The 21,989-nt window shown below is 71.4% G+C and carries 15 protein-coding genes and 1 pseudogene; 9 read left to right on the top strand and 7 right to left on the bottom strand.

All coding sequences use genetic code 11. The features are described 5' to 3' along the window. Positions 1–73 precede the first annotated feature (73 nt). Positions 74–934: a dTDP-4-dehydrorhamnose reductase gene (gene rfbD / locus AB0H49_RS13425; protein WP_357250860.1), complete on the bottom strand. Its 861-nt coding sequence runs from the start codon at positions 932–934 to the stop codon at positions 74–76. Between the two features lie 183 nt (positions 935–1,117). Between rfbD and AB0H49_RS13420 the strand changes: the two genes are divergently transcribed. From AB0H49_RS13420 to AB0H49_RS13410, 3 genes and pseudogenes are all read left to right on the top strand, one after another. After that, positions 1,118–2,590, top strand: coding sequence for an LCP family protein (locus AB0H49_RS13420; RefSeq protein ID WP_357250857.1), 1,473 nt, complete (start codon positions 1,118–1,120; stop codon positions 2,588–2,590). A 15-nt stretch (positions 2,591–2,605) separates the two neighbouring features. Next, on the top strand, positions 2,606–3,328 hold the full coding sequence (locus tag AB0H49_RS13415; RefSeq protein ID WP_357250855.1) for a TIGR03089 family protein: 723 nt from the start codon (positions 2,606–2,608) through the stop codon (positions 3,326–3,328). 110 nt (positions 3,329–3,438) lie between these two features. Then, positions 3,439–4,716: pseudogene (locus tag AB0H49_RS13410) on the top strand (cytochrome P450); the annotation flags it as partial. 39 nt (positions 4,717–4,755) lie between these two features. Here the strand turns inward: AB0H49_RS13410 and AB0H49_RS13405 are convergent. Further along, on the bottom strand, positions 4,756–6,327 hold the full coding sequence (locus tag AB0H49_RS13405; RefSeq protein ID WP_357250852.1) for a carboxylesterase/lipase family protein: 1,572 nt from the start codon (positions 6,325–6,327) through the stop codon (positions 4,756–4,758). Positions 6,328–6,480: 153 nt separating this feature from the next. Between AB0H49_RS13405 and AB0H49_RS13400 the strand changes: the two genes are divergently transcribed. Beyond that, positions 6,481–6,705, top strand: a complete 225-nt coding sequence (locus AB0H49_RS13400; protein ID WP_355001758.1) for a zinc ribbon domain-containing protein — start codon at positions 6,481–6,483, stop codon at positions 6,703–6,705. 12 nt (positions 6,706–6,717) lie between these two features. Here the strand turns inward: AB0H49_RS13400 and AB0H49_RS13395 are convergent, their stop codons facing one another. The 5 genes from AB0H49_RS13395 to AB0H49_RS13375 all read right to left on the bottom strand — a co-directional run bounded on the left by AB0H49_RS13395 (position 6,718) and on the right by AB0H49_RS13375 (position 11,426). Further along, the gene (locus AB0H49_RS13395) at positions 6,718–7,008 is read right to left on the bottom strand and encodes a SelT/SelW/SelH family protein (protein ID WP_355001759.1); all 291 of its coding nucleotides are present in this window, start codon (positions 7,006–7,008) and stop codon (positions 6,718–6,720) included. A 105-nt stretch (positions 7,009–7,113) separates the two neighbouring features. Next, complete coding sequence (locus AB0H49_RS13390; RefSeq protein ID WP_357250849.1) at positions 7,114–7,503, bottom strand: YchJ family protein; 390 nt, start codon at positions 7,501–7,503, stop codon at positions 7,114–7,116. Between the two features lie 83 nt (positions 7,504–7,586). Then, complete coding sequence (locus tag AB0H49_RS13385; protein ID WP_357250846.1) at positions 7,587–8,357, bottom strand: hypothetical protein; 771 nt, start codon at positions 8,355–8,357, stop codon at positions 7,587–7,589. Positions 8,358–8,419: 62 nt separating this feature from the next. Beyond that, positions 8,420–8,902, bottom strand: a complete 483-nt coding sequence (locus AB0H49_RS13380; protein ID WP_357250843.1) for a hypothetical protein — start codon at positions 8,900–8,902, stop codon at positions 8,420–8,422. 91 nt (positions 8,903–8,993) lie between these two features. Further along, positions 8,994–11,426: an AAA family ATPase gene (locus tag AB0H49_RS13375; RefSeq protein ID WP_357250840.1), complete on the bottom strand. Its 2,433-nt coding sequence runs from the start codon at positions 11,424–11,426 to the stop codon at positions 8,994–8,996. A 586-nt stretch (positions 11,427–12,012) separates the two neighbouring features. On the opposite strand from AB0H49_RS13375, the gene AB0H49_RS13370 reads away from it, so the two are divergent. The 5 genes from AB0H49_RS13370 (at position 12,013) to AB0H49_RS13350 (ending at position 21,937) form a co-directional block, all read left to right on the top strand. After that, positions 12,013–14,943 carry a DUF5691 domain-containing protein gene (locus tag AB0H49_RS13370; protein ID WP_357250837.1) on the top strand — a complete coding sequence of 977 codons (2,931 nt, stop codon included), beginning with the start codon at positions 12,013–12,015 and terminating at the stop codon, positions 14,941–14,943. Then, a complete protein-coding gene (locus tag AB0H49_RS13365; protein ID WP_357250834.1) occupies positions 14,940–16,037 on the top strand; it encodes an AAA family ATPase in 1,098 nt (365 codons plus the stop codon). The genes AB0H49_RS13370 and AB0H49_RS13365 overlap by 4 nt, the downstream gene beginning before the upstream one ends. 151 nt (positions 16,038–16,188) lie before the next feature. Next, the gene (locus AB0H49_RS13360) at positions 16,189–18,483 is read left to right on the top strand and encodes a DUF5682 family protein (RefSeq protein ID WP_357250831.1); all 2,295 of its coding nucleotides are present in this window, start codon (positions 16,189–16,191) and stop codon (positions 18,481–18,483) included. 105 nt (positions 18,484–18,588) lie between these two features. Continuing rightward, positions 18,589–19,752, top strand: coding sequence for a VWA domain-containing protein (locus AB0H49_RS13355; RefSeq protein WP_357250828.1), 1,164 nt, complete (start codon positions 18,589–18,591; stop codon positions 19,750–19,752). Between the two features lie 49 nt (positions 19,753–19,801). Beyond that, the gene (locus AB0H49_RS13350; protein ID WP_357250825.1) at positions 19,802–21,937 is read left to right on the top strand and encodes an ADP-ribosylglycohydrolase family protein; all 2,136 of its coding nucleotides are present in this window, start codon (positions 19,802–19,804) and stop codon (positions 21,935–21,937) included. Positions 21,938–21,989 lie beyond the last annotated feature (52 nt).

The following is a 21,989-nucleotide window of genomic DNA, read 5'->3' as shown; positions in this document are numbered from 1 at the left end:
TCGGTCTTCCGAGCCGGTCGGCGACGGACCGCCGAGCGCGTCGAAAAGGGCACGGGCCGAGCGGTTCTCGCCGTCATTCCCGGCTCGCGCGCAGCGCGTCGTGCAGCGCGGCGCGCCAGTCCCGCAGCGGCGTCAACCCGGCCGATCGCCAAGCCCGGTCCGACAGCACCGAATAGGCCGGGCGCCGTGCGGGTCTGGGGTAGGCCGTGGAATCGCACGGTCGCACCCGTTCCGGGTCGGCGCCGACCTCCGCGAAGACCGCCCGCGCCAGGTCGAACCAACTCGCCACGCCCGCGTTGGTCGCGTGCAGCAGCCGCGGCGCGTCCGGCCGCGCGACGAGCTCGAGCAGGCCCGCGGCGAGATCCGCCGCGTAGGTCGGTGACCCGATCTGGTCGTCCACCACGTCGACGGTCTCGCGCTCGCGTTCCAGCCGCAGCATGGTCGCGACGAAATCACCGCCGCGCCCGCTGTACACCCAGGCCGTCCGCACCACATGCGAATTCGGCGCCGATTCCAGGACCGCCCGTTCCCCCGCCAGTTTGGATCGTCCGTACACCGTGGCGGGCCCCGTCGGATCGTCCGTGTCGTACGGCGCGCGCTGGGTACCCGGGAAGACATAGTCGGTGGAGAGATGGATGAGCCGGGCCTCGACGGTCGCGCAGACGGCGGCGAGCACGGCCGGGCCGGTCTCGTTGCCCGCGAAGGCGGCATCGGGCTCGGACTCGGCCTTGTCCACCGCGGTGTACGCGGCGCAGTTGAGCACCACGTCACCGGGGGCGATCGCGGCACGCACCGCGTCGGCGTCGGTGATGTCGAGGTCGGCGCGCCCGTATCCGCGAGCGCGCGGCGCGAGGCGCAACAGCTCCCTGCCGACTTGTCCACCGGCCCCGGTGACGACGAGACGAGCGGCGGCGGGCGGTACGGCGGCGGTCACGGTCGCAAGTCTGGCACGCCGTGACACTCGCGGGTGCCGTCCCGTGGGGTAACCGTTGGTTAGCCTTGAGCGACGGCTCCGGGGCTGCGGGATCTACGGATCGGCCGCGGGAGCCGCGGGGGTGGTCGGGGTGAACATGGGGCTTGTCGAGAGGATGCTCAGTTGCAGCGGAGGAGCACATCGATGCCGTCGCGACCAGCCGGCGCACAGACCGGCGACGGTTCGTGGGGCCCGGTGCACGCCTTCGTCGCGGCACTGGCCGCCGTGGTGCTCGTCATCACCGGATTCGCCTGGCACAGCGTCGACTCGCTGATCTCCAACATCCAGCGCATCGGCGACCTCGGCCTCGGCGGCGGCCGCGACGGCGCGGTCGACATCCTGCTCGTCGGCGTGGACAGCCGCACCGACGCGCACGGCAACCCGCTCACCGACGCCGAGCGCGCGATGCTGCACGCGGGCGACGAGGTGGGCACCAACACCGACACCATCGTGCTGGTCCGGGTGCCCAACGACGGCAGCTCCGCGACCGCCATCTCGCTGCCGCGCGATTCCTACGTCGACATCCCGGGCATCGGCACGGGCAAGATCAATTCGGCGTACGGCGCGACCAAGGAGACCGAGCGGCAGAAGCTCATCGAACAGGGCGTCGCGGAGGTCGAGGCCGAGCAGAAGTCGACCAAGGCGGGGCGGCAGGCGCTGATCAAGACCGTCGCCAATCTGACCGGCATCACCGTCGACCACTACGCCGAGGTCAGCCTGCTCGGCTTCGTGCTGCTCACCGACGCCGTCGGCGGCGTGGAGGTGTGCCTGAACAATCCGGTGGACGAGTGGATGTCGGGCGCGGACTTCCCCGCGGGCCGTCAGCGGCTGGACGGCAGGCAGGCGCTGAGTTTCGTACGCCAGCGCCACGACCTGCAGCGCGGCGACCTGGACCGGATCGTGCGCCAGCAGGTGTTCATGGCCCAGCTGGTCGGTCAGGTGCTCAGCGCGAAGACGCTCAGCAGCCCGGCGCGGCTCAGCCACCTGAGCGAGGCGGTCGGGCGCACGGTAGTGCTCGACGAGGGCTGGGACGTGGTCGCGTTCCTCCAGCAACTCCAGGATCTCTCCGGCGGCCAGGTCGAGTTCGAGACCATTCCGGTGGCCGATCTCAACGGCACGACCAGCGACGGCGAGTCCGTGGTCCGGGTGGAGCCGAAGGCGGTCAAGTCCTATGTGGCCTCGCTCGTCGGGGAGAAGGCCGAGGAGTCCGCACCCCCCGCGGTGGATCCCGCGACCGTCGCGGTGAACGTGCTCAACGCCAGCGGAGTCGGGGGTCTGGCCGGTCAGGTGTCGCAGGCCTTGACGGCGAAGGGTTTCCAAGCGGGCCGGGTGGGCAATTATTCCGGTGGAAGTGTCACCGGTAGCCGCGTGCTCGCGGCGGACAGCGCGGATCCGAAGGCCAAGGCGGTCGCCGAAGCCCTCGGCAAGCTCACGGTGGTCGCGGATCCGTCGATGTCACCGGACTCGGTGAGCGTCGTGCTGGCGAGCGACTATTCTGGGCCGGGCTCGGCCGCGAGCTCCACGTTCGACTTCTCCGGAACGTCGACGACCGCGACGCCGGTTCCGCCCGCCCCACCGATCGACGCAGGCCAGAATGGACCGAAATGCGTGAACTGAAGCGTGAAGCCACTGATGCGTGACAAGACCCATGCACTGACCCTCACCGAGGCGGTGCTCGACCCGATCCTCGCCCGCGAGCCCGCGGGACCGCGCGTCACCTACTACGACGACGCCACCGGCGCCCGGATCGAACTGTCCGGCCTGACGCTGGCGAACTGGGCGGCCAAGACGGCCAACCTGATCCGCGACGAATTCGGCCTGAGCCCCGGCGCGCGGGTCGCGGTGCTGCTGCCCGCGCACTGGCAGACCGCCGCCGTGCTGCTCGGCTGCTGGTGGGCGGGCACCGAGGTGGTGCTGAGTCCCGATCCGGACGCCGATCTCGCGCTGGTGACGGCCGACCGCATCGATGACGCGGAGGGCGTCGCCGAGGTCGCCGCGCTCTCGCTGGACCCGCTCGGCGCGCCCGTCCGTGACCTGCCGGTCGGCATCACCGATTTCGCCACCGCGGTGCGCGTGCACGGCGATCAGTTCTTCCCGCGCGGCACCGGCGTCGCGCTGGACGGCATGCAGGTCGCCGAGGTGCTCGCCGCCGCACGCAAATCGGCCATGCGCCAAGGGTTCGCGGAGGGCGACCGGGTGCTGTCGAGCGCGCCGTGGGACACCGCGGACGAACTGATCAACGGTTTCGTCGCCGTGCTCGCCGCGGGCGCTTCCCTGGTGCAGGTCGTCAATCCGGACCCCGACCGTCGGGAGCGCCGCATCGAGAGCGAGCGCGTCACCGTCCAGGTCGGCTGACGCCGCGTTCTCCTACCCGGGTAGGAGAACGCATCCGACCGGAGCACGTTCCAGAATCGGCCTCGAGTCCGTACGGTGGACATATCGCACAACGATGAGGTTGGTGGGATATGAAGCCGCAGTATTCGTTCCGTTGGTTGTCGCAGCAGGGCACGCCGAGGCTGGTCCTGCGCACCCAGGCGCGTCGCGGTGATCCGTTCGCGCGGCTGATGGGCGGGCCGGACGGCATCTCCGATCCCTATCCGCTCATCGAGGAGCTACGCGCCCGCGGGCGGATCGTGCGCACGCCGCTGTCCTGGGCCACCTTCGACCACGAACTGGCCAGGGCCGTGCTGCGTGACACCCGCTTCGGTGTGCGCACCCCGGAGAGCTTCGACATCCCCAAGCCATTGCGGCTGCTCGGGGGCCGTGCGCCGATGCCACCCAATCCGGTCGACCCGCCCTCCATGCTGGTGATCGATCCGCCCGACCACACGGCCATGCGCAAGCCGGTCGCCTCGGCGTTCACCCCGCGCGCCATCGCCAAGCTGCGCGACCGCGTCGAAACGGTCACCGAGGAACTGCTCGACGCGCTGCCCTCCGGCGGCTCGGCCGATCTGATCACTTCGTTCGCCTCGCAGGTGCCGATCGCGATCATCTCCGAGATGCTCGGCTTCCCCGATTCCGACCGCGCCCGCTTCCTCGCCTGGGGTGACCAGCTGACACCGCTGCTGGACGTCGGCATCTCGTGGCGCGCGCACCACCGCGCCATGAAGGCGATGGAGGTGATGAACGACTACTTCGACGGTCACATCGCCCGCCTGCGCCGCGAGCCCGGCGACGACATCCTCAGCACCCTCGTCACCGCGGGCGAACTGGACGACTACGCGCTGAAGGCCACCGCGAGCCTGCTGATGGGCGCGGGTTTCGAGACTACGGTGAACCTGATCGGCAACGGCGTCGTGCAGCTGCTCGGTCATCCCGACCAGCTCGCCAGGCTGCGCGACGAACCGGAGCTGTGGCCGAACGCGATCGAGGAAGTGCTGCGCATCGACTCGCCCGTGCAGACCACCGCGCGCACCGCGCTGGCCGACATCGAACTCGACGGCAGGCAGCTGCGAAAGGGCGACACCCTGGTGCTCTCGCTGGCGGGTGCGAACCGCGATCCGAAGATCTTCCCGGATCCGACCCGCTTCGACGTGGCCCGCGCGAACGCCAAGGATCACCTGTCGTTCAGCAACGGCGTGCACGCCTGCTTGGGCGCCAGCCTGGCCCGGATGGAAGGCGTGTACGCGCTGCGCGCGCTGTTCGAGCGGTTCCCCGACCTGCGCTTGGACGGCGAGCCGCGGCGCAGGAGCCTGTTCACGCTGCACGGTTACGAGCGGATGCCGGTGCGGCTCGGCCGCCGCGCGGTGGCCAAGGCGCCGGAGCCGACCTCCGTCTGGGGCTCAGCTGAAGCCGACGGCCTGATCGCCCCACGCGGTGTGCAGGTCCCGGTTGGGATCGTCGACGACGCGGTCGACGGCGTCGACGAGCAGCGTGGTGCGGGTGGAGGGCCGGTACGGCGGCCAGTGCTTGGAACCGTCCAGCGCGGCGGGCACGCCGTGTCGCGCGAAGGCCAGCCAGCGGCGCATCATCCGCCCCGACACCTCCGTCGCCTGCTTGCGGCCGCCGAGCCAGAACGTCGGGTCGTGGTTCAGCGTGCCGAAATTGCCGAAGACATACGGCAATTCGGTGGCGTGCCCGGCGCCGACGCGGGCCGCGCGCAGCATCGGTGTGGCGTGGTCGAAGCGATAGGCCCAGGTCATCGAGTGGGCCGCGTGCGCGTCGGCGACCCAGTGCGCGGGCATGCGGAACGCCGCGTCGGTGGACATGGCCAGCGCGCCGCGGGTCTTGGCCAGATCGGGGTAGGCCGAGGTGATCTCGGCGATCCGCTCGGCCGACAGCCCCGGGTGACCGGCGGCCACGTCGCGCAGCATCAGGTTCACCGCGTCTGGCGTCACCGGCATGATCGGCGAACGGAACAGCCGGAACAGCGAGGCCTCGTCCTTGTTGGTGCCGACGATGAGCGGCACCGGGTGCGAGCGACCCCGCTGGAATCGGTCGATCGGATAGCCGGGCAGCAGATCGCCGTCCACCACCGGCGCCGCGGCGAGGCGGCCTGGTTCCTCGAGCGGAATCTCGTCGAGCAGCACCCCGGCCGCCTGCACCACCCGCTCGATCGGCAGGTCGATCAGGTCGAGGGCCTGCGTCGGGGACATCCCCAGCAATTCCAGGTAGCGCCGCGCCACGATCGCGGCCCGCTCCGGACCGAAGACGGTGGTGGCGGGCGGGCTCTGCGCGATGGCGCGATGGAACAGCCCCGCCGCCCGCGGCGCGGTGAGCAGCGCCGTCACACAGCCCGCGCCGGAGGACTCGCCGAACAGCGTCACGTTGTCCGGATCGCCGCCGAACCCGGCGATGTTGTCGCGCACCCATTCGAGCGCGGCGAGTTGATCGTGCAGGCCGAGGTTCGGCGTGAAGCCGTGGAACAGCGAGGACAGGTCGAGGAAGCCCAGCGCGCCGAGCCGGTAGTTGACGCCGACCACGACCACGTCGCCCGCCTCGGCCAGCCGGCGGCCGTCGTAGATGGCCTGTGCCGCGGTGCCGAGGCAGTAGGCGCCGCCGTGCAGCCAGACCATGACCGGGCGTGGCTCCTCCGAGCGGGCGCGCGGCGCCCACACGTTCAGCCACAGACAGTCCTCGCCCATCCGCAGCTCCGAATCGACCGGCACCATGGTGCCCATCGTCTGCGGGGCGATCGCGCCGAAGGTCAGACAGTCCCGCACGCCGTCCCACGGTTCCGGCGGGGTCGGCGGACGGAACCGCCGCGTGCCGGTGACGGGCGCCGCGTAGGGGATGCTGCGCCAGGCGGCGACCGGTCCGTCGAGGAAACCACGCACCCGGCCGGACGTCGTCTCGACTATGGGCTCGGCGCCGTCCACATCCCAGCCCGGCTCGATCTCGAACTGAGTGCTCATCGTTCCGCACCTCCTGCCCACGACCCGTCGGTGCGCTGCGGGTTTGCTACACCCCGGGTCCGCACGTCGTGATCTCTAATTCGAGGGTACGTGCGGTTACGGAGTGCCACAGGGCGGACGCGTCATCCGTGATCCGCGCGCTACCCTGGGCCGGTGCCGAATTACAGCTTCCGGTGCCGCAGCTGCGGTGACACCTTCGAGGTGAATCGCCCCATGGCCCAGTCGTCGGACCCGGCGGCCTGCCCGCAGGGCCACGACGACACGGTGAAATTGCTGACCACGTTCGCCACGGTCGGTCGTGGTGGCGGTGGTGCGCCGCAGGTCTCGGCGCCGCCGCCGAGCGGTGGCGGCTGCTGCGGCGGGGGTTGCTGCGGCTGACGCCTTTACGGCTCAGTCGGAGTCGCCGGTCTCACGCCGGTCGGCGTGGCCGAGGTCACGGTCCGGCGCGACGCGATCGCGCACCCGCTGTTTGAGCACGGCGATGTCGGGGAAACCGCCGTCGGCCTTGCGTTCCCACACCTGTTCGCCGTCGACGGTGATCCGGAACACCCCGCCCGTGCCGGGGATCAGCGCTACTTCGCCCAGGTCGGTGGCGAAGGTGCTCAACAGCTCCTGCGCCATCCAGCTCGCTCGCAGCAGCCAGCGGCACTGGGTGCAGTACTCGATCGCAACACGTGGCATAGGGGTGGACGCTACCGAAGCGTCGTCGGGCGCGCGCTTCGACCGCAGCTGATGCCGGGCGCGCGGCTCACGCCCCGCACCGGCGACGATGCCCGACGCCACCGCTCACGGCTCGATGACACCGTCCAGGTAGACCCACGCACCGTCCTCCCGCACGAACCGGCTGACCTCGTGCAGCGAGCCGCGCCCACCCTCGGCGCGGTAGTGCGCGACGAACTCGACGGTCCCCGTATCGTCGAACGGCCCGCCGCGCTCGGTGCGCACGATCTCCAGAAACAGCCACCGCTGCCCGGGATCGAGCTCGAGCCGCTTCGGCCTGGTCCGCGAATGCCACGACCGCCGCAGATAATCGACGTCGCCCACGGCGAACGCGGTGTAGCGCGAACGCATCAGCGCCTCCGCCGTCGCCGCCGGGCGCACACCGGAAAGCGCCGGACCGCAACACTCCTCGAACGGTTCCCCGCGGCGGCACGGACACTGCTGCGACTGACTCATACCCGGATTCTCCTCTGCCCGCCCAGAACACCGTGCAGCGGCTTTGTCGCCTTGGCCCCACGCACCCGCTCCCACCGGCAAGATCAAAGTTGGTAAGGCGTTCCCGCGAAGCCCAACTCGACCATCGCCTCGGGGTTGCGTAGATACCGGTTCTCGTCCGGATTCAGGCCCGCCAGAAACTCCGCCATCAGCTTCGTCCGCTGCCGAGGCTCGAAATCGAAGTCCGGATTCAGCAACTGGGGAGGGACGGCGATACCGCGATGTGGCGCGACGAACTGGTTGTACGCGTCGTCGCTGTCGAAGGTCTCGTACTCGCGATACTCGTCAGCCGGCTTGGGAAAATGCAGCTTGATTCGTTCAGCGGCTCGGTCGAGCCATCGGTCGAATCCGGGCCGGTCCTGTGGCTCCAGGATGTGGTGGACGATGTTCGCGGAGTGGAACGTCTCGAAGACCGGTTGGAAGAAACTGTCCCAACGATCGCGATCGAGCGCCGCGCGCATGAACCTGTTCAGTTGCATCATCGCCGACAGCTCCGGCGGCTGATGTGGTGCCCGGCCCTTCGGCCCGGCGTCCACGTCGACATAGCGCCAATCCACGCAGTAGGCGAATGCCGCCTCGGCGAGTTCGAAGTTGTGTTCCACCTGGGTCAGGCCGCGCAGGCGCCAAGTTCCCCACAACAGCACTCCCGCACACAGCGCGATTTGCGCGCAGGTCGTCGTCCCGGACAGCCGATCGACCAAGGGAGTGACGGTCTCCGTCGGCCCGATATGGTCCGAGGCTCCCTCCCACACGCAATCCATCGGCGCACCAGGCCCGCTGACCCGCACGAAGGTCGGCTTCTCTTCGGTGAACAACTGACAAGCTCCTCTGGTAATACGCATGCTGGCGTTTCAGGATGGCTTTCAACAGCCGGTGGTCAGTCCGGGGCGATCTCGGAACGCACCCAGGCCGACCCGCCGTCGCCGACTCTGGCCAGCACACCCGCGATGGCGGCGGTCTGTTCGCGCCAGCGGCGCAGTTCGGTGACGCTCGGGGCGAGTTCGTAGTCGTGGTGGTGGGCGGCGCGGGAGAGTGCCGCCCAGACGGCGGCCACCTGGGCGCCGGTCTCCGGTCCCGCGTAGACGCGCAACGCGAGCAGTTGGGCGCGCATCGGGCAGCGCGCCAGTTCCGGGGCGCGGCGCGCCCACAGTTCGTCGACCGCCTGCTCGAGCGCGAGCCGCAGAATCCAGGCCGTCGCTCGCGACCATACGCCGCCCGCGGCGGTCACCTCGCCGTCCAGCAGGCGGTCCACCGCGTCGAGCCGCTCGGCGACGGTCGGTCGCGGCGCCCTCGGCTTGGCTCGGTGCGACCGGGCAGGCGGACGCCTCCGCGGGTCCCGTTGCCGCCGACGCTCGTTCACGACTCGGCCTCGCTACCGACCGCGACGCGCTCGCACACAACTTCGCCGCGCCCGCTGCGCTGCCTCGCGCGCGACGGCGCGCTGCGCTCGCTCACCGGCCCATCCAGGCGATGAATCGTTCGGTGTTCGAGATCAGTTCGCGCATCCCCCGATCGATCGGCACGTGCGCGCCCGCCGTCACGTCGCGCAGCGCGCCGACCAGCCATCTGCCTTCGCGCGCAAGGTGTTTGTTGAGGTTGTCGACGTTGTAGCCCACGCCCATCGTCGCGAGCGCGACCATCGCGCGGGTGGTCTGCGCGCCCTCGATGTGCCGCTCCACCTCGCGGTGGTTCATGCCGCGCGCCAACAGCTCGCGCCGGGCTCTCGCCAAGCTGGCCGCCTCCAGCGCGGATCGGCAGCACGTCGCGACGAGTTCGTCCGCGATGGCGGGCGGCAGCTGCGGGGTACGCACCAGCGACCGCGCGTCGTCCAGGTAGCGGCGCACCGGATCGCTGGACGTGCGCACCTCGATCACGGAGCGTTCGCGCCGCTGCACCTCCAGCACGCAGGCATCCAGCTGCATGCGGCGCACCGCCTCGGCCAACCGCTCGTCGTGGGTGAACACCACCACCTGCCGCGTCCACGCGACGAACGCCAGCACCCTGGCCAGACCGTCCACCTTCGCCGGGTCCATGGCCTGCACCGGGTCGTCGATCATGACGAAGCGGAACGGGCTGTCCTCCACCGTCGCGCGCGGCAGGAACAGCGAGAGGCCGAGCGCGTGCAGCTCGCCCTGGCTCATCACGCCGAGCGCCGCGCCGTCCACCTCGTCGACGGTGACGTCCAGCAGCACCCGGCGCGCGGTTCCCGCGTTGCCCTGCAACCGAATCGCGCCGAGTTCGACGTTGCTCTGCTGACGCAGGGTGCGCCAGACCCAGCGCGCAGTGGTCTCCAGCGGAGCCATGCGCTCATCGCGCAGACCCGCCGTGGCCGATTTGAGCCAGTCCTCGGCGCGCTTGAGGGTGCGCAGTTCGCCCGACCGCATCGCCACCTCGCGCGCGCCGTCCAGCCAGGCCGCGATCCGCGGCACCAGCGGCGCCCACACCTCGTCCAGCCGGTCCAGCTCCTTGCGGGTGCCCTGCTGGACGAGTTCCAGCTCGTCGACGAGGCGAGTGTGCGCCCAGCGCAACCGATCCGGCAGCTCCGGCGAGTACTCCGCGCCGCTCAGCGCTGCCCATTCCGTCCACGCCCTGCGCACCGCGGTGGTGTCGACGGTGGGCGGATTGCGCGGATCGAAGTCGAGTTCGGGCGGCACGTGCTCGGGCAGCGCCCGCGCGGCGCGCACCGCGTTGCGCAGCTCGTCGCGTGCGTTGGTGAGCGCGTCGACCCTTGCCGAGAGCCGCGCGATGGAGACGTCCGCGTGACGCGACCACTCCTGGTCGAGCCGGCCGCGCCCGCACACCGGGCAGGCGCAGTCCCCGCTTGCCGCCGCGTGCTCGCGGGCTCGGCGCAGCAGCTGCAACACCCGCCAGTCGGCCTCGGCGTCGGCGGTGGAATCGCGCGCCAGCGTGGCCGCGCAGGCTTCGAGACGGGTGGCGACCGCGTCCACCTCGGCCTCGGTGGGCAGCGCGAGCCGCACGATGGCGCGCAGCCCTTCCGGGCCGTCCGCGCCGTCGGTGGTGCCGAGCATGTCGCGGCCGACGGCGGTGAGGTCGGGTTGCGCCGGGCGCAGCAGGGTCGCCATCCGCACCGCGCGATCGTCGGCCAGCGTCTCCATGGTCGCGAGCAGGTCGATCCGCTCCTGCCGGGAATCCCGTGCGGCGCGCTCCAATTCGAGTCGGCGCGAGCGAATCCGATCCTGCGCCAAGGTCAGTTCGTCGAGGCCGAGCAGCTGGTGCAGCGCGTCGAACAGGTCGCTCGGCTTGCCGTCCACGAGGGTGCCGAGTTCGCTGTAGGACAGGAACGGGCGGTACAGCTCGAGCACCGACGTCCAGCGTCCGGCGTCGAATTCCTTTGTCGCGCCACCTTTTCGCCGCTCGCTCCAGCGCGCGTCGGTCAGCTCGGCCGTCGGCGACCACTCCTTGGCGATGATCAGTTCCGGATCTTCGCCGCCGGTGAGCAATTCCAGTTCGATGCGCGCGGTGTCACCGTCGTGCAGGTTGCGCCAACCCTCGCGCCACGAGGCGGAGCGACCCTCCCAGCGGCGGTTGCCTCCGGTCAGCGCCAGCTCGGCGGCCTCGGCGAAACTGGACTTGCCGCTGCCGTTGCGCCCGACCACCAGGGTGAGGCCGGGACCGGGCGGCAGATCCAGCGTCACCTCGGGGCCGATACCGCGGAAGCCGCGCACCCGGATCGCGCGCAGGAAGATGCCCGAGTCGTCGAATTCGCTTGCCCGATCGTGGGAATCGATGGCGCCCAGCGCGCGCAGCACGGCGTGCGCCACGTCCGGAGTGACCGACGGGTCCTCGTTCAGCCGACGCGCCACCACCTCGGTCAGGCGCGGTACGGCCTCCGCCGTCGTGTCGACCGCGGGCTTCGGGCACACGTGAAAAACCCCCTACACACCGCACCGCGACGCGCCCCTCCCGCATTCGCGCGCGGTGTCACCGTCGAAAGCTGAGCGAAACGCTACCCGATCACATCGGGTTTGGCCCACCGGCGGTGGACGAACGGAAGGGATGCGAACCTGCCCGGCGGGGATGGATATGGCCATCGAACGGGCTCGGCCGCGCCTCGATGTCCACCCCTCGGCCAACCCCGGCGGGCAGCTCGATGGTGTGTCACCCGATTTGGGTGGCTCGGACGGAGCCGAACAGAACAGGATGCCAGACAACGCAATTCGGCGCAATACTTCGATGGCCACGAATCCGGCGTCGGCGCAGCGACTTCCGGGCAATAGAACCTCCACCTGCGCTCCCGTCATGCGCGCGGCTTCGAGCGAACTCGTCCGGCTACGCACACAAGGGCGTATCGCTGCCTCCGCTTCGGCCGCGCCTGGAGTTTTGGGCGGGCGGCATCTGGTTGGCGTACAGGGATAGGCACCTGTGGAGCTGTCGGCGGGCTCGGGTAGAAATCGAACAACGAGGAAAACGGGAGACGAGGATGACGCACGGACGTTCGGGCGCCGCCCGATGAACGCACCGTGGCCCGAGGAGCGGGTCGGCGCGCTCGCGCCGGACGCGAGCTCGCTCGGGGCGGCGCGCGCCCTCGCGGACCGCTGGCGCGACACCGGGTGCCGTGCGGATGCCGTGTGGGGCCGGTGCCGGGGCAGCGGGCCCGAACCGTACGTGACGATCGTCGATCTGTCCGGCCCCGCGTATTCGTGCAGTTGTCCGAGTCGCAAGACGCCGTGCAAGCACGCGCTCTCGCTGCTGCTGCTCTGGTCGCGCGGCGCGGTGGCGCCCACCGCCGAGGTCGCGGACTTCGCGGCGGAATGGCTGGCGTGGCGCGCGGCCCATCCCCCGAAGCCCACCGCGCAACGCACGGCGAATCCGGCCACCGCGGAGCAGCGGCGGGTGCGCGTGACCGCGGGCTTGGAGGAACTCGACATCTGGCTCGGCGACCAGGTCCGCACCGGTCTCACCCAGGCCGACCGGTCCTACCGGGCGTTCGAGACGATCGCGGCGCGCATGGTGGACGCGCAGGCCCCCGGCGTCGCCGGTGCGCTGCACAGGCTCCCGCTGATCATGGCGACCCGCGCCGACTGGCCAGAGCCGGTGCTGCGCGAATACGCCAGGCTGCACCTGCTCGTCGCCGCGCACCGTCGCCTCGACGATCTGCCGCCCGCCCTGCGCGCCAGTGTCCGCACCCACATCGGCTATCCCAACCCGGCCGAGGCGGTGCGGGCCGAACCGGTAGTCCGCGACCAGTGGATGACCCTCGGCGTGCGCAGCACCGAGGACGACCGTCTCTACACCCGCCGCACCTGGCTCTACGGCCGCCGCACCCACCGCTGGGCGCTGCTCGTCGACCACGCCTTCGGCGCACCCGCCTTCCCCTCGACCGCCCCCGACCTCGGGCACATGGCCGAGGCGACTCTGCACTACTACCCCAGCGCCGCGCCCCTGCGCGCTCTGTGGGGCGAGCGCCACGGCACCGACGAACCGTTCACCACCATTCCCGCCGGTCCGACGGCCGACGCCGCGGCTCCCACTGCTCCCCCTGCTCCTCCCACTGCGGACGGCGCGACGGCGGGAATCCCAGCCGGGCCGACCACGGAAAGCACCGTCCGCCGGGCGCTGGACGCCCACGCCACGGCCATCGGCGCGGACCCTTGGCTGCGTTCGTGGCCGATACTGCTGCGCAACGTGATTCCGGTGATCACCGACGCGGGCTGGCAGGTGGTCGACGCCCAGGGTGCGGCGCTGCCCCTCGCGCCCGGCGAACAGCCGTGGTCGCTGCTCGCGGTGTCCGGGGGGCATCCGGTGACAGTTCTCGGCGAGTGGACCGTGGACGGACTCGTCCCGATCTCGGTGTTCGCCGTGGGCGAGATGACCGATCTCGAGAGCGAGCCAGCGCTGTACCGGGACTCCACAGCGCCGAGCGGCGCGACCGACGACCTGATCTCGGCGGCGCTGCTCGGCACCGCGCGCCGGACGTTCGATCCCGCGCGGCTGCCCGCGCCGGTCGCGGCCGCCGCCACTCGCCTGCGCACCGACCCGGCCTTCCTGCTGCTCGAATCCGCCTCGCTGCGTGACACTTTCGCACGCGGCGGGATCGCCCCGCCGAAGGCCACCGTGCCGCCACCCGCCCCCGACGACGATCGCGCGCAGCTCCCCCGCGCCGCCGCCGTGCGCCTCGCCGACATGCTGCGCGACCGGTCTCGCTTCCTGCCCGAATGGTTCGAAGCGGCCGCGCCGCACGATTTCCGCGCGCCCGACGCGCTGGCCGCCCAGTTGCTGGAATCCGCCGACGCGCAGTCCCTGCTGCGCGAACCTCTGCTGCGACTGGCGGGCGAACGCGGGCGCTGGCTCGCGCAATGGCATCCCGAGTGGCGAAACCTGCTGTCGGAGTTCGTCGTCGACACCGACTCCGAGGAGATCTGGCGCTACGGCTCGACCACGCAACGGCGCGACTGGCTCGCCCGCCTGCGCACCCGCGACGCCGACGCCGCGCGCGCGGCGCTCACCGACACGTGGGCAACGGAAACCGGCCAGGTGAAGGCCGAATTGCTCGCCGTACTCGCCGACGGCATCGGCGCGGCCGACGAGCCGCTGCTGGAGACCGCGTTGGACGACCGCCGAGTCGAAGTGCGCCGTACCGCCGCCGGATTGCTTGCCCTGCTTCCCGATTCGGCCTTCGCGGAGCGAATGCTGCGGCGCGCCGCCGACTGGATCGCGGTGGACGCCGACCGCACGCGGCTATCGATCGAGTTGCCCGACCCGCTGGACGCCGACGTCCGCCGCGACGGAATCACCGACCGCGCCGTCGAATTCAGCTACCGATGGAACGGCGTCCCGGACGTCACCGCGGGACGCCTGCGTCAGCTGGTCGCCGCGACGCCGCTGCGGCACTGGGCGGCCGCGCTCGGCGCGCCGGAGCAGGCCGTCCGGGTCGCGGTGGACGACCGGTTCCGCCAGCCGCTGTTCGACGGCTGGGTGGATGCCGCACTGGCGCAACAGGCTTCGCCCTGGGCGGCGGCACTGTTCGCCAACGGCGTGCCCTCGGATACCGCGCTGTTGCGCCGCCGCGAGCTGTTCGCCCTGCTTCCGGTCGACGAGCGCGTCCGGCACTTGCTGCGCCTGGACGGCGCCTGGCTGTCCGAACTGGAGGCGCTGCTGCCCGCCCTGCCGCACCCGTGGCCGCAGCCGCTGGCACAACACGTGATCCTGCTGCTGTTCGAGCGCGCCCGCCTCGCCGCCCAGCGCGCGGGCAGTCACGGCACCGGTCCCACCGCGCACCGATCGCTGCTCACCGCGGCGGCGGTGCACCTGCCGGTCGACGCGGCGGCCACCGTCGCCTCGATCGCCAAGCGCTGCGACGATGTGGCGTGGGCCCGCGCCTTCGACCAGCTCGCCACCGACCTCACCCACCGCTCGGACATGCTCGAGGAGTTGCCGTGACCAGCACCGAAGCCAGCACCCTGCTGCGCCCGCACGCCGAACAGGCCTACGCCGAGGAGCTGCGCGCGCTGGCCGCCGCCGACGACCGCCCGCGCCCGCCCTCCTGGCGGCTCTCGCCGTGGGCGGTGGTCACCTATCTGCTCGGCGGCACGCTCGACGACGGCACCGTGATCACCCCGAAGTACGTCGGCCCGCGCCGCCTCGTGGAGGTCGCGGTCGCCACCCTGGCCACCGACCGTGCGCTGCTGCTGCTCGGCGTGCCCGGCACCGCCAAAACCTGGGTGTCCGAACATCTCTCGGCCGCGATCTCCGGCTCCTCCACGCTGTTGGTGCAGGGCACCTCCGGCACGGCGGAGGAGTCCATCCGCTACGGCTGGAACTACGCGAGACTGCTCGCCGAAGGCCCGAGCGACGCCGCACTCGTCCCGTCACCGGTGCTGACCGCGATGCGCACCGGAGCGCTGGCCAGGATCGAGGAACTCACTCGCATCCCGTCCGACGTGCAGGACGCGCTGATCACCGTGCTGTCCGAGAAGACGCTGCCCATACCGGAACTCGGCCGCGAGGTGCAGGCGGCCAAGGGCTTCAACGTGATCGCCACCGCCAACGATCGCGACCGCGGCGTGCACGAGCTGTCCTCCGCGCTGCGCCGCCGCTTCAACACGGTGGTGCTGCCGCTGCCCGCCGATGAGGAAGACGAGGTCGCGATCGTGACGCGGCGGGTGGCGCAGCTCGGCGCGGCACTGGAGCTGCCCGAGGTCCCCGCGGCGGCCGAGGAGGTGCGCCGCGTGGTGCGGGTCTTCCGCGAATTGCGTTCGGGCATGACGGCCGACAACCGCACCAAGCTCAAGTCGCCCTCCGGGACGCTGTCCACCGCCGAGGCGATCTCGGTGCTGACCAACGGCATCGCGCTGTCTGCCCACTTCGGCGACGGGGTGCTGCGGGCCACCGACATCGCGGGCGCGCTGCTCGGGGCGGTGGTCAAGGACCCGGTGGCCGACGCCGCCGTGTGGACCGAGTATCTGGAAGCCGTTGTGCGCGAACGCCCGGACTGGGCGGACTTCTACCGCGCCTGCCGCGAGGTCACCGGCTGAGGTCATGGACGAGCCAGCGAACGACCGAGCACCCGAGGACGGCGCACCCCTTTCGGGAACCGGCCCGACCGACACCGAGTGTGGGGCAGGCGCCGCAGCTGTGTCCGCGGACCCGCGGAGGCGGGATGAAGGCCCCGTCTCGAACGACGCGGTGACGCGGGTGTTCGGCATTCGGCACCACGGCCCTGGCTCGGCCCGCTCACTTCGTCTGGCGCTGGAGGACTTTCGGCCCGACACCATCCTCATCGAGGGTCCCGCCGACGCCGATCCCCTGGTCGGGTTCGTCACGGCCGAAGGCATGGCCCCGCCCGTGGCGTTGCTCGCCTACGTGCCCGATCAACCCGCTCGCGCGGTGTTCTGGCCCTACGCCGTGTTCTCGCCCGAATGGCAGGCGCTACGCTACGCCGCCGAACACGAAGTCCCCGTGCGCTTCTGCGATCTGCCGGGCAGCGCGGTGCTGGCCGCCGAGGCGGAGCCGGGCGACAGCGTCGACCCGCTGGCCCACCTCGCGGCCGCCGCCGGTTACGACGACGCCGAACGCTGGTGGGACGCGGTTGTCGAATCGACCACGGACATCGATGTTTTCGACGCGCTCACCGAAGCCATGGCCGCGCTGCGCGAGACGCCCGACAACGAGGCACAGGAAATCGAGCTCCTCGAACCCTCGGACGAACAGGTCGAGCTCGAAAGCGCCGGTCCCGCCGACGAATTCGGCGGATCCGCCGCACCGATCGCGCGCCGCCGTCGACCGACCCCGGCCGCGATCGACGCACACACCCTGCGCCGCGAGGCGTACATGCGCCAGACCATGCGCAAGGCGCTCAAGGGCGGCTCGCGTCGACTCGCCGTGGTCTGCGGCGCCTGGCACGCGCCCGCGCTGGCGGGCAAGCTCGGCCCGGCCGCGCCAGATGCCAGGCTGCTCAAGGGCATGCCGAAGGTGAAGGCCACCGTCACCTGGGTGCCCTACACCCATTCCCGGCTCGCCGCGTCCTCCGGCTACGGCGCGGGCGTCGACTCGCCCGGCTGGTACCACCACCTGTTCACCGCACCCGACCGGCCGATCGCGCGCTGGCTCACCAAGGTCGCGGGCGTGCTGCGCGCGCACGATCTTCCGGTGTCCAGCGCGCACGTCATCGAGGCGGTCCGGCTCGCGGAAACCCTTGCCGCATTGCGGCAACGACCGCTGGCCGGACTCTCCGAGGTCACCGAGGCGGTGCGCGCGGTGATGTGCGGGGGCGACGAGACCATGGTGCACGTGGTGACCACCGAGCTGGTCGTCGGCGAGGCGCTCGGCGCGGTGCCGGAGAACGCGCCGACGGTGCCGCTCGACGCCGACCTGCGCGCCAGGGTGCGCAGGCTGCGGATGAAGCTGGAGCCGACCGCGCGCACCGTCGATCTCGACCTGCGCAAGGAGCGCGAGCTGGAACGCTCGCGGCTGCTGCACCGGCTGCGGCTGCTCGGTGTCGAGTGGGGCACGCCGACCATCGGGGAGGTGCGCAGCACCGGCACCTTCCGCGAGACGTGGACGCTGAAGTGGCGCCCGGAGTTCGCGGTCGCCGTCATCGAGGCCTCGCGCTGGGGCACCACGTTGCGCACCGCCGCCGAGACCAAGATCCTGGACACCGCGCGGCGGCCCGACCGCACGCTAGCCGACCTCGCGGGCGCACTGGAACTTGCCTTGCTCGCCGACCTGGGCGGCGCGACCTCCGGGCTCATCGAGCGCCTGGAGACCGTCGCGGCGCTGGATCACGATGTCACCCACCTGCTCGCGGCGCTGCCCGGCCTGATCAGAACGCTGCGCTACGGCGACGTGCGCGGCACCGACACCAAGGCGCTCGCGCACGTGGCCGACGGGCTGCTGGTCCGTATCGCGGCGGGTCTGCCCGGCGCCGTCACCGGCCTGGACGCCGATGCCGCCGCCGAACTGCGCACCCAGCTGGACGCCGCGCACCTGGCGATCCACACTCGCGACGACGCGTGGGCCACCGAGACCTGGCTGGCGGCGCTGCGCAAGCTGGCCGACCGCCAGGACGTGCACGGCGCGCTCGTCGGCCGCGCGGTGCGACTGCTCAGCGACGCGGGCATCATCGACGACGCCGATTCCGGACGCCGTCTGTCCGCCGCGCTGTCGGTCGGCGCGACCCCCGCTTCCAAGGCAGCGTGGATCGACGGCTTCCTCGGCGGCCGCGGCCTGCTGCTGGTGCACGACCGAGAGTTGTTGCGCCGCATCGACGAATGGCTGCGCGGCCTCGACGACGAGCAGTTCCTGGAGACGCTGCCGGTGCTGCGCCGCACCTTCGGCGCCTTCGAATCCGGCGAACGCCGCGCCATCGGCCGTGCGATCCACGACACCGCAGGTTTCGTGACATCGGAGCAGGCGGGCGTCGATGTCGAACGCGGCCGCCGCGCCATGCGTACCGCCGCCGAGATCCTCGGAGTCGCCTGATGATTCCCCATATCGGCCCCACCGCTCGCCATCGAATCGATCGACGTGGCGGTCACCTTCGGTCGTCATCCGGAGCGACGGGAAACGGTCGGAAGGAGGCGGGACATGAGTGAGGCCGGGGAGGATTTCGCACGCCGGTGGCGACTTGTGCTCGGGGCCGCGGCCGAGCCCGAGGTCGGCGGACTCGGCGGCGCCGACGACGTGGCCGTCGATCGCGCCCTCGGCGCCCTCTACAACACCGGCGACGAGCCAACCTCCGGGAAACGTTCCGGCAGTCTCGGCGATTCGGCGCCGCGGGTGGCGCGCTGGCTCGGTGACATCCGCACCTACTTCCCGTCCAGCGTGGTCGAGGTGATGCAGCGCGACGCCATCGACCGCCTGCAACTCACCGAACTGCTGCTGGAGCCGGAGCTGCTCGCCGCCGTGGAACCCGACGTGCATCTGGTCGGCACGTTGCTCAGCCTGAACCGGGTGATGCCGGAGACGACCAAGGCGACGGCGCGCACCGTGGTCGAGCGGGTGGTGCGCGAGATCGAGCAGCGCATCGCCACGCACACCCGCACCGCCGTCTCCGGCGCGCTCAACCGGGCGGCGCGGGTCAGCAGGCCGCGGGCCCGAGACATCGACTGGGACCGCACCATTCGGAAGAACCTGGCGAACTACCTGCCCGAGCACCGCACGGTCGTCCCGGAGCGGCTGGTCGGCTACGGTCGCAACACCCAGAGCGTGCGGCGCGACGTCGTGCTGGCCATCGATCAGTCGGGGTCGATGGCCGCGAGCGTGGTGTACGCCTCGGTGTTCGGCGCGGTGCTCGCGTCGATGCGGGCGCTGCGCACGTCGCTGGTGGTCTTCGACACCGAGGTCGTCGACCTCACCGATCTGCTCACCGACCCCGTCGACGTGCTGTTCGGCACCCAGCTCGGCGGCGGCACCGACATCAACAGGGCGCTCGCCTACTGTCAGACGCTGATCGCCCGTCCGGCCGACACGCTCTTCGTGCTGATCTCCGACCTCTACGAGGGCGGCATCCGCGCGGAGATGCTGCGCCGGGTGCACGCCATGCGGGAATCAGGTGTGCAGGTGGTCGTCTTGCTCGCCCTTTCCGACGACGGCGCACCGGCTTTCGACCACGACAACGCCGCCGCCCTCGCCGCGCTCGGCGTTCCGGCCTTCGCCTGCACGCCCGACCGCTTCCCCGACCTGCTCGCCGTGGCGCTGGATCGCGGCGACGTCCGATCCTGGGCCGACGTGAACGCCGGAAAGCCATGAGGCCGTTCTAGACTCGTCGAGGTCTCGGCACGCTGGATGGGGGGCACGGATGTTGCGCCGTGGTGAGGTGTTCGCGGGCTACGTGATCGAACGCGAGCTGGGGCGCGGCGGCATGGGCGCGGTGTACGCGGCGCGCCATCCCCGGCTGCCGAAGACGACCGCGCTGAAGCTGCTGCACCGGGAGATGTTCGACGACGCCGAGATTCGGCGGCGGTTCGAGCGCGAGGCAGACCTGGTCGCGCAGCTGGACCACCCGAACATCATCACCGTCTACGACCGCGGCATCGAGGACGAGCGGCTGTGGATCTCGATGCAGTACGTGGACGGTCAGGACAGCGCCGCGGCGCCGCCGAGCGACATGTCGCCGGAGCGGGTCGCGCAGATCGTCGTGCAGACCGCGGGCGCCTTGGATTACGCGCACGCCAGGGGCGTGCTGCACCGCGATGTGAAGCCCGCCAACATCCTGCTGTCCCGTTCCGCGGGCGTCGGCACGGGCTTCGACGAGCGGGTGCTGCTGACCGACTTCGGCATCGCCAAACTGCTCGACGACACCGCCGGGCTCACCCGCACCGGCAACCTCACCGCGACCCTCGCCTACGCCGCGCCGGAGCAGCTGACCAACGCGCCGCTGGACCACCGCTGCGATCAGTACGCGTTGGCGTGCACGCTGTTTCGTTTGCTCACCGGCGCGGGACCGTACGACGGCCCGAATCTGCCCGCCGTGCTCTTCGGGCACCTGCACGGCCCGATCCCGTCGCCGCGCGCGACGCGGCCGGAGCTGCCCGCGCGCCTGGACCCGGTGCTCGCGAGGGGGATGGCGAAAGACCCCGGCGACAGGTACGACTCGTGCGGGGAATTCGCCGAGGACGTCGTCCGCGCCTTGCGCGACAAGGTGCCAACAACCGACCAGTCACTGGCCGAACCCCCCGCGCGACCGACGCCGAGCGGCCCGCAGGCCCGGCCGTGGTCCGAGCCGCACGCGCGGCCCACCGCTCCCGACGTGACCATGCACGCGGCCGACTTCCGCAGGAACCTGCGCACCCAGGACGACGTGGTGCACGGCTGTCTGCTCGGCGGCGCCATCGGCGACGCACTCGGCGCGCCGGTGGAAAACTTGCTGCTGCACCACATCCGGCAGCGGTACGGCCCGCGGGGTATCACCGGCTCGCCGGAAACGTACGAGGGCAGAATCTCCGAGGAGACCCAGCTGACGCTGTTCACCGTCGAGGCTCTCGTCAGAGGCTCGGTACGGGCGCGGTCACGCGGTATCGGCGGCGCGACGCTCGGCATGATGCAGCAGGGCTTCCTGGTGTGGTTGCAGGGGCAGGGCGTCACCATCCCGGAGCAGGAGTTCCGGCCGCACAGCGCGCTGGCCGCGCACCCGGAGTTGATGGGATACCGCGGCATCACGCAAGCCGCCTACACCGCATTGCAGAAGGCGGCGGCGCGGCGCGAACCGGCCCGCCCGCTGGGCACCCGGACCGAGCCGATCAACGATTCCAAGGGCTGCGCCGCCGCGGTGCGCGTGGTGCCCTGCGGCTTCGGCTATGCCGTGGACCGGGCAGGTGACGCACTGGAGCACGTCTTCGAGTTGGGTTGCGACGCTGCGGCCCTCACCCACGGACACCCCAGCGGCTGGCTGCCCGCCGGAGCGGTGGCCGCGCTGATCTATCTGCTCGGCCGCGGCGCGGAACTCGACGCCGCGCTCGACCAGGTCCGCACCGAGCTGGCCCGCCACGAGCACCACGAGGAGACCTCCGCGGCGCTCACCGCGGCCATCGAGCTGGCCGCCGCCACCGCGCGCCGCACCAGTGCGATGCCGCAGCCGGAGGACTTCGACGCGCTCGGGCGCGGCTGGATCGCGCCCGAGGCGCTCGGCATCGCCGTCTACGCGGCGCTGTGCGCGCAGTCCGTCGGCGGGACGCCGGAGGACATCTTCCGCCACGGAGTCCTGTTGGCGGTCAACCATTCCGGCGACAGCGACTCCACTGGCGCGTTGTGCGGCAGCATCCTCGGCGCCCGCCACGGCCGCACCGCGATTCCCGAACCTTGGCGCACCGCGCTGGACGTCGCGCCCATCATCGACCGCCTGGCCGCCGACTACTGCACCGAGTTCGGCCCGACCCCGCCGCGCGACGCGCACGGCGAGCCCACGGCCGAATGGCACGCCCGCTACCCGGGTTGACGGCCCGCTCCGGCACGAAGCCGGATATCTCCAATTCCTCTGGAGTCGTCGT

Origin of the sequence: Nocardia sp. NPDC050713 (assembly GCF_040654315.1) — a bacterium.
Lineage (GTDB): Bacteria > Actinomycetota > Actinomycetes > Mycobacteriales > Mycobacteriaceae > Nocardia.
The sequence above is the reverse complement of the archived record's forward strand: the minus strand, read 5'-3'. Positions and strand labels throughout refer to the sequence as shown.

Coding starts and splice junctions, on each gene's coding strand:
- AB0H49_RS13415 (WP_357250855.1), top strand. CDS start 2,606: ATGCGTGACAAGACCCATGCACTGACCCTCACCGAGGCGGTGCTCGAC.
- AB0H49_RS13355 (WP_357250828.1), top strand. CDS start 18,589: ATGAGTGAGGCCGGGGAGGATTTCGCACGCCGGTGGCGACTTGTGCTC.
- AB0H49_RS13420 (WP_357250857.1), top strand. CDS start 1,118: ATGCCGTCGCGACCAGCCGGCGCACAGACCGGCGACGGTTCGTGGGGC.
- AB0H49_RS13405 (WP_357250852.1), bottom strand. CDS start 6,327: ATGAGCACTCAGTTCGAGATCGAGCCGGGCTGGGATGTGGACGGCGCC.
- AB0H49_RS13395 (WP_355001759.1), bottom strand. CDS start 7,008: ATGCCACGTGTTGCGATCGAGTACTGCACCCAGTGCCGCTGGCTGCTG.
- AB0H49_RS13390 (WP_357250849.1), bottom strand. CDS start 7,503: ATGAGTCAGTCGCAGCAGTGTCCGTGCCGCCGCGGGGAACCGTTCGAG.
- AB0H49_RS13370 (WP_357250837.1), top strand. CDS start 12,013: ATGAACGCACCGTGGCCCGAGGAGCGGGTCGGCGCGCTCGCGCCGGAC.
- AB0H49_RS13350 (WP_357250825.1), top strand. CDS start 19,802: ATGTTGCGCCGTGGTGAGGTGTTCGCGGGCTACGTGATCGAACGCGAG.